Raw genomic sequence first — 1331 nt, 5'->3', positions numbered from 1 at the left:
CCCTTCGGGGGCTTCGTACCCACCATGAAGATTTCCACCAACACGGACCTGGCCCGCAAGAAACCGGGCTGGATCGATTTCGATGCGGGCCAGCTGATCGGCCAAAAGAGCATGCCGGAACTTCTGGAGGAGTTCATCGAGAAGGTGGTTGCCGTGGCTGACGGTGCATGGGTGAACAACGAGAAGAACGATTACCGGGAGATTGCGATCTTCAAATCGGGTGTCACGCTCTAGGAAAAGGAAAAAGGAAGGAGACTGATCATGAAAGCATTTATGGACGACAACTTTTTGCTGGGAAACGACATTGCGGTCCGGCTGTACCACGACCATGCGAAGAAGATGCCCATCTACGACTACCACTGCCATCTCTCGGCAAAGGAGATTGCGGAGGACAAGAAGTACCGGAACATCACGGAGCTATGGCTGGGGGGGGACCACTACAAATGGCGGGCCCTGCGCAGCAACGGCGTGGACGAGGCGCTGATCACCGGTGACGCCGGGGACAAGGAGAAATTCCTGGCATGGGCGGAAACCATCCCCTACACCCTGGGGAACCCGCTGTACCACTGGACCCATCTGGAACTGCAGCGTTATTTCGGCATCCGAAAGACCCTGTCCCCAGCCACGGCGGATGAGATCTGGAACACCTGCAACGAAAAGCTGAAGGAAGAGGCGTTCTCCGCCAAGTCCCTGATCCGGCGTTCGGACGTGAAGGTGATCTGCACCACGGACGACCCGGTGGACGACTTGCGCCATCATGCGGTCATCGCCCAGGACAGGGACTTCGGCACCAAGGTACTGCCCACCTTCCGTCCGGACAAGTCCTTCAACATCGACCAGCCCACCTTCGAGCCATGGCTGGAAAGCCTGGAGGCCTGCGTCGGTTTCCCCATCGACTCGGTGTCCGCCCTGCTGAAGGCGCTGGAGCTGCGCATCGACCATTTCCATGCCCATGGCTGCCGCATTTCGGACCATGCCCTGGATGTGGTCCAGTACCTGACCGCGGACGAGGCGGCGGCCCAGACCGTGTTCGAGAAGAAGCGGGAGGGGGGGCCCCTTTCCCCCCAGGATGTGGCAACCTTCAAGGGCTGTCTGCTCCATTTCCTTGGAACGGCCTACGCCAAGCGCGGATGGGCCATGCAGATACACATCGGGGCCCTGCGGAACAACAACCGCAGGATGCATGAAAAGCTTGGTCCCGACACGGGTTTCGATTCCATCCACGACGAGAACGTCGCGGCGCCGCTCTCCCGGTTCCTGGGAGACCTGGACGCACAGGACGCCCTGCCCAAGACCATCCTGTATGTCCTGAACCCCAAGGACAACTACGT

General features: G+C 59.7%; 1 protein-coding gene and 1 pseudogene. Both read left to right on the top strand.

What is annotated here, in order from left to right; genetic code table 11:
• Positions 1-234: pseudogene (locus GXN74_RS14235) on the top strand (UxaA family hydrolase); the annotation flags it as partial.
• 27 nt (positions 235-261) lie between these two features.
• On the top strand, positions 262-1331 hold a 1070-nt coding region (gene uxaC / locus GXN74_RS14230; RefSeq protein ID WP_162371594.1), incomplete at its 3' end, for a glucuronate isomerase.

It is taken from the genome of Anaerotalea alkaliphila, assembly GCF_010179735.1.
Classification (GTDB): Bacteria; Bacillota; Clostridia; order Lachnospirales; family Vallitaleaceae; genus Anaerotalea; species Anaerotalea alkaliphila.
Note: the sequence above shows the minus strand (reverse complement) of the source record. Positions and strands in the feature narration are given on the sequence as shown.